Source organism: Natrinema soli, from assembly GCF_028618695.1.
This window is the reverse complement of the sequence record NZ_JAQIVI010000197.1, coordinates 1-4,411: the sequence shown is the minus strand read 5'-3', so window position 1 is coordinate 4,411 and position 4,411 is coordinate 1. Positions and strand designations below refer to the sequence as shown.

At 64.9% G+C, this 4,411-nt stretch carries 7 protein-coding genes and 1 pseudogene; 1 reads left to right on the top strand and 7 read right to left on the bottom strand.

The features are described 5' to 3' along the window. The 4 genes and pseudogenes from PGX04_RS12735 to PGX04_RS12720 form a co-directional block, all read right to left on the bottom strand. Nucleotides 1–180, bottom strand: a pseudogene (locus PGX04_RS12735) (AI-2E family transporter); the annotation flags it as partial. Nucleotides 181–296: 116 nt separating this feature from the next. Then, nucleotides 297–734 carry a DUF302 domain-containing protein gene (locus tag PGX04_RS12730; RefSeq protein ID WP_273738843.1) on the bottom strand — a complete coding sequence of 146 codons (438 nt, stop codon included), beginning with the start codon at nucleotides 732–734 and terminating at the stop codon, nucleotides 297–299. 111 nt (nucleotides 735–845) lie between these two features. Then, entirely contained in the window at nucleotides 846–1,541 is a 696-nt protein-coding gene (locus tag PGX04_RS12725) for a CPBP family glutamic-type intramembrane protease (protein ID WP_273738842.1), read from the bottom strand. A 4-nt stretch (nucleotides 1,542–1,545) separates the two neighbouring features. Further along, nucleotides 1,546–1,833 (bottom strand): DUF5789 family protein, encoded by a 288-nt coding sequence (locus PGX04_RS12720; protein ID WP_273738841.1) that lies wholly within the window; start codon nucleotides 1,831–1,833, stop codon nucleotides 1,546–1,548. Nucleotides 1,834–1,971: 138 nt separating this feature from the next. Here PGX04_RS12720 and PGX04_RS12715 point away from each other — a divergent pair, with 138 nt between their 5' ends. Further along, the gene (locus PGX04_RS12715; protein ID WP_273738840.1) at nucleotides 1,972–2,880 is read left to right on the top strand and encodes a cell division protein CdpA domain-containing protein; all 909 of its coding nucleotides are present in this window, start codon (nucleotides 1,972–1,974) and stop codon (nucleotides 2,878–2,880) included. Between the two features lie 106 nt (nucleotides 2,881–2,986). Here PGX04_RS12715 and PGX04_RS12710 read toward each other — a convergent pair whose 3' ends face one another. The 3 genes from PGX04_RS12710 to PGX04_RS12700 form a co-directional block, all read right to left on the bottom strand. Beyond that, nucleotides 2,987–3,421 carry a hypothetical protein gene (locus tag PGX04_RS12710; RefSeq protein WP_273738839.1) on the bottom strand — a complete coding sequence of 145 codons (435 nt, stop codon included), beginning with the start codon at nucleotides 3,419–3,421 and terminating at the stop codon, nucleotides 2,987–2,989. An 85-nt stretch (nucleotides 3,422–3,506) separates the two neighbouring features. After that, nucleotides 3,507–3,992, bottom strand: coding sequence for a metal-dependent hydrolase (locus PGX04_RS12705; RefSeq protein WP_273738838.1), 486 nt, complete (start codon nucleotides 3,990–3,992; stop codon nucleotides 3,507–3,509). A gap of 206 nt (nucleotides 3,993–4,198) precedes the next feature. Then, nucleotides 4,199–4,411: CinA family protein (locus tag PGX04_RS12700; protein ID WP_273738837.1), on the bottom strand; the 213-nt coding region annotated here is incomplete at its 5' end.

Genomic DNA, 4,411 nt, shown 5'->3' with positions numbered 1-4,411 from the left:
GGCCGTGAGTCCGGCGGTGCGTGCGCCGATTCGCGGTGCGAGCCGCTCGTACAGCGGACGGAGGACGACCGCGAGCAGGCAGGCCGCCAGCACGTACTCCACCAGCGGGAGCACGATCAGCGCGGCGAGCGCGCCGAGGACATAGACCGAGAGGGCGAGAAACGAGGTCCGAGCGTCCATAGTTCAGCCTCTCCGATCGGACGCATAAGTGTTGATATTCTATACTGTCTTCTACAGTAACGAAACGATGTTCCGGCTCCAATACCGCGCGGCGAGCCGGACGGGACGCCGACCGCCTACAGGTTCGCGTAGGCCTCGTCGACCAACTCGCTGGTTTCGTCGACGATCGCCTGCCAGTTCTCGTCGTCGGGAGCGATCCCGAGCAGCCGTGCGATCTTCATAATCGAGACGTGATAGACGACCTGCCGGCCCGGCGCTTCCTCCCAGACGACGACGTTGCAGGGGAACAGCGCTCCCATCTGTTCGGTCACGTCCAACACTCGGTCGGCGATCTGGGGGTTGCAGGCCCCGAGCACGTAGTAGGGTTCGCGGTCGGCGTCCACCTTCTCGTTGAGCAGTTCCGACGGCGAGAACTCCGCCGGGACGCCGAATCCCGCCTCGGTAAACACCTCACGGGTGTGTTCGATGGCTTCCTCGTGATCCATCTCGAGGACCGCGCGGTGCTCGCCGTAGTCGTCCGGGTCGATCTTCGTCGGGTCGATGGGAAGCGCCATACGCGACGGTTGGTCGTCCTGATCCTTAATCGGTCTGCCGTCTCGAGTCCGTGAGACGGGCGGGAATTGCTCCGAATCGCCCGTGTCGGCCCCGCGGCGGCTCCGTGGCGGCTAGAGCGGAACCGGGAGCCACTCGAGGAACCGAATCACGAGGACCGGATCGAACACCGGCTCGTGAATGACGAGCCAGTCGAGCAGGACCAGCCCGCCGCCGTGGGCGACGACGGACGGGAGAATGGAATCGGATTTGTAGTCGACGGCGCCGAACAGGACGTCCGTGGGACCCGACAGCAGGAACTCGATCGGCGGCTTCGAGGCGTGGTGAAGCATGTAGACGACGGGGCTGATGAACACCGCACCGATGCCGACCTCTCTGACGCCGACGCAGAGGAGGCCGCGGTAGTAGGTCTCGGCGGCCAGCGCGAGGAGGAACAGTTTCATCGCGTGCGGGACGAAGACGGCCGGCGCTGCAGCCGTCTCCCAGATCGGATAGTACGCCCGGATCGTCGGTAGCGTCGAACCGACGACGTAGAAGGGGAGGACGAACAGCGCGAGCAACGCCGTGTTTCGGACGGCGACACGGTCGACGCGCCACCCGATACGGTTCCCGTGGGACAGACCGAGCGCGAGCGGTCCGCCGATCAGGAGGACGCCGTCGACGACGACCCGCAGATCCAGCTCGCTGGGAACGAGTCGCATCCACAACAGCGTGAGCACGGCTCCGACCACGACCGACTTCTGAACCCAGGAGAGATCCAATCGACCCCGGAGCCAGCGGCCACCGTACTGATCCGGCTCGGACGCCACGGTATTACTCGTCAGCGGTCGGAATCGGCCCGGTACCGATCACGTCCCTGACGTTCGCTTCGAACTCCTGATGGCGCTGGAAGTACGTCTCGTCGACGTCCTCGAGCACGGCGGACAGCTCGCGGGGTCCGTCGGGGGTCCGGATCACGCTCTCGCCCTCGAGTCGGTCGACTTCGCTCTTCTCTTTCGGCCAGGTCAGTCGCGAACTCACGCGGGCGAGCGGCGCACCCTCGACGGGGGTCGGCTCTCCGAGTGAGACTGCCGGCTCCGCCTCCTCGTCCTCGTCACTCATGGGCGGTCGTTTGCGAGGGCGGCGATTCAAGCTTTCGCTTCCGCCGGTCGGCTCGAGCCGGGCTCCGACCTCGCTATTATCGAAAATCAGATATGTGTCTGACGTATCGTTTTGTGGTGGGGAGCCGAACGGCCGCGTATGACAAGCCTGACGGAGGTCTACGACGGGACGGCACCGGAGGTGACGAGCCGCCGGCTGTACGCGGGAATGGGGTTCGTACTGCTCGGCGCGGTGCTGGCCGTCGTTGCGGTCCTCGTGGCGACGACCGACTTCGTCGGCGGCTACGCGGTCGAGCTCTCGGGCGAGATGGCCGCCCAGTTCGCGACCGTCCGTGCCGCGGGCGTTCTGGCCGGCCTCAGCGTTCCGATCATCCTCGTCGGCGTCTTCGTCGTCTTACCGGCCGGCCGGCGCGTCCAGGCCGCCGCCGTGATCAGCGCGAGCCTCTGCCTGCTCGGCGTCGCGCTCTTCTGGCACGCCTACCCCGAACACTGGCGCTACGGCGGTGACCAGCTCACGCTCGAGGTGAGCGTCGTCTACCTGCTCGGGCTCCTGACCGCGGTCTGGTGTCTGTTCACCGCCGTCGCGACGTTCAAGCGGCGCAACGACCCCGGCGGCTCTCTCCAGATGAACGTCACCCGACACAACAAGACGGTCATCGAGTCCGACGAGGGCGGCTCGGGCGGCCTCGGTGGCATCGGGTTCTTCGGGGGCACGCCCGACGGAGACGTCGACACGCAAACCAACGTGAACGCCGACGCGCCTGAAACCGGATCTTCCCCCGGTCGGCCCGTCGGCGCTGCCACCAGCGACGGCGGCTCCGCGACCGCGGACATCTCCTCGCCGCTCGAGTCGGGCGACGGCACCGACGCGGAGATAGTCGAGTCGCCGACCGAACGGCCGGACGAACCGACGGACCGCTACTGCGGGAACTGCACGCACTTTGAGTACGTCCGCTCCGCGGATGGGATGGTCCCCTACTGCGCCCGCCACGAGACGGCGATGGACGACATGGACGCCTGCGAGGAGTGGACGCCGAACCGGCAGTAGTCGGAAACCAAGCGGTTCGGAAGCAGGTCGTGATCCCTTCTTTCACCTGTCGTTTTTTCGGCTGGAAGCGCACTGTGTGCGTGCCAGTTCGCACTCACGCAGGAACTCACAGTGAGCCGTTCGCGGTCGTGCTGAGACTGGCCGACAGCTGTCGGTGCGTTTGCAGTCCCGTCTGGAACCGCTGAACGATCTCCGAGTGGTGCTCCGGACACGCGATGGGGACGATTACCCCATCCTGAATCGGTATCGCGGGGCGGGTCGAACTGTACGGTGCGAGGCGACAGCTGGGACAGATGATACCGCCGGCCGGTCGGTGGTCCAGGAGATCGGCCGACGCTTCGGTGGTTAGCCCACAGATCGAGGTGAACCGCTCGAGGTGATCGTCACAGCTGAGAACGGGAATCGTGAGGTTGTCCAGGAGGAGAAACGAAACGGCCTGCTGCCGATCTGATCGAAGCGCAGACCGGCACTCGTCACAGCGAATTGTCGGCTGGCCATCGGTGAAATCCGACCGTGGACGCTGGCGATCTGCTGCTGGCATTCGTGTCTTCGACGGGCCGCCGGACGGGTAAGTAATGGGATACTGAATCGGTATTCGTACGCTTCTCGCTAGAACCGGCAGTCGACTACAGCCCGAGTACCTGTCGCCCCATCTCGAAGCCCCATCGGGGGACTTCGAACACGAGCGCAGTGGCGAGGGCCAGTTCGCCGACGGTGACGATCACCATCATGAGGTCCGCGCGCGTGCTGCTGACCGCGACGCCGATCGGGAGTCCAAATTCTTCCTTCCAGAGCGGGTAAAACAGCGCAATCCCGCGCTTGCTCCCGGCGATATCGAGAACGTAATGGGTCAACACGCCGATCCAGACGTACTCGAGGTTGCCGAACACGAACGGAAAGGCCACGAAGCCGATCAGGATCGGCAGGTTGTGCAGCGTCTTCCGGTGTTTGCCGAATGCGGTATCGACATCCGGGAAGAGCGCTCCGAGCGTCACGGGGACGCCGATCATCACGATCGTTCTGAACGTCTCCAGATCCCCCACCGGCTCGAGCAGATAGCCCAACCCGATGCTCAACAGAACGGCGTTCAGCACGTGGCCCTTCTTGTTCATCTATCCGCATCTGGGAAGTCGTGGAAGGAATAGTTTTTCTTTCGAAATTGTCACTGAGCCATACATGTATCGGATTCGTTACTGATTCGAGGTGCGGGCGAGCGTGTCACTGAGTCGAATCGACCGCTCGTGCGTTCCCGATCGGACCGACCGAAACGATTCACACCGATCGGACTGCCGTCGTTCGACCGGACGTGTAGCGACGGTCAGCGAGTCGTCTCCCGCGCCTCGAGTTCGGAGAGCAGGTCCGCGAGCGCCCGGTCGACGGTCTCGGCGCGAACGTCGGCGCGGTCGCCGTCGAACTCGTATCGCGAGACGGTCGCGTACGACTCCTCGCTGCCCCACGGTCCCGCGTAGGAGACGCCGATGTAGACGGTTCCGACCGGCGTGTGGTCGCTGCCGCCGGTCGGGCCGGCGAC

Coding starts and splice junctions, on each gene's coding strand:
- PGX04_RS12730 (WP_273738843.1), bottom strand. CDS start 734: ATGGCGCTTCCCATCGACCCGACGAAGATCGACCCGGACGACTACGGC.
- PGX04_RS12720 (WP_273738841.1), bottom strand. CDS start 1,833: ATGAGTGACGAGGACGAGGAGGCGGAGCCGGCAGTCTCACTCGGAGAG.
- PGX04_RS12715 (WP_273738840.1), top strand. CDS start 1,972: ATGACAAGCCTGACGGAGGTCTACGACGGGACGGCACCGGAGGTGACG.
- PGX04_RS12710 (WP_273738839.1), bottom strand. CDS start 3,421: ATGCCAGCAGCAGATCGCCAGCGTCCACGGTCGGATTTCACCGATGGC.
- PGX04_RS12705 (WP_273738838.1), bottom strand. CDS start 3,992: ATGAACAAGAAGGGCCACGTGCTGAACGCCGTTCTGTTGAGCATCGGG.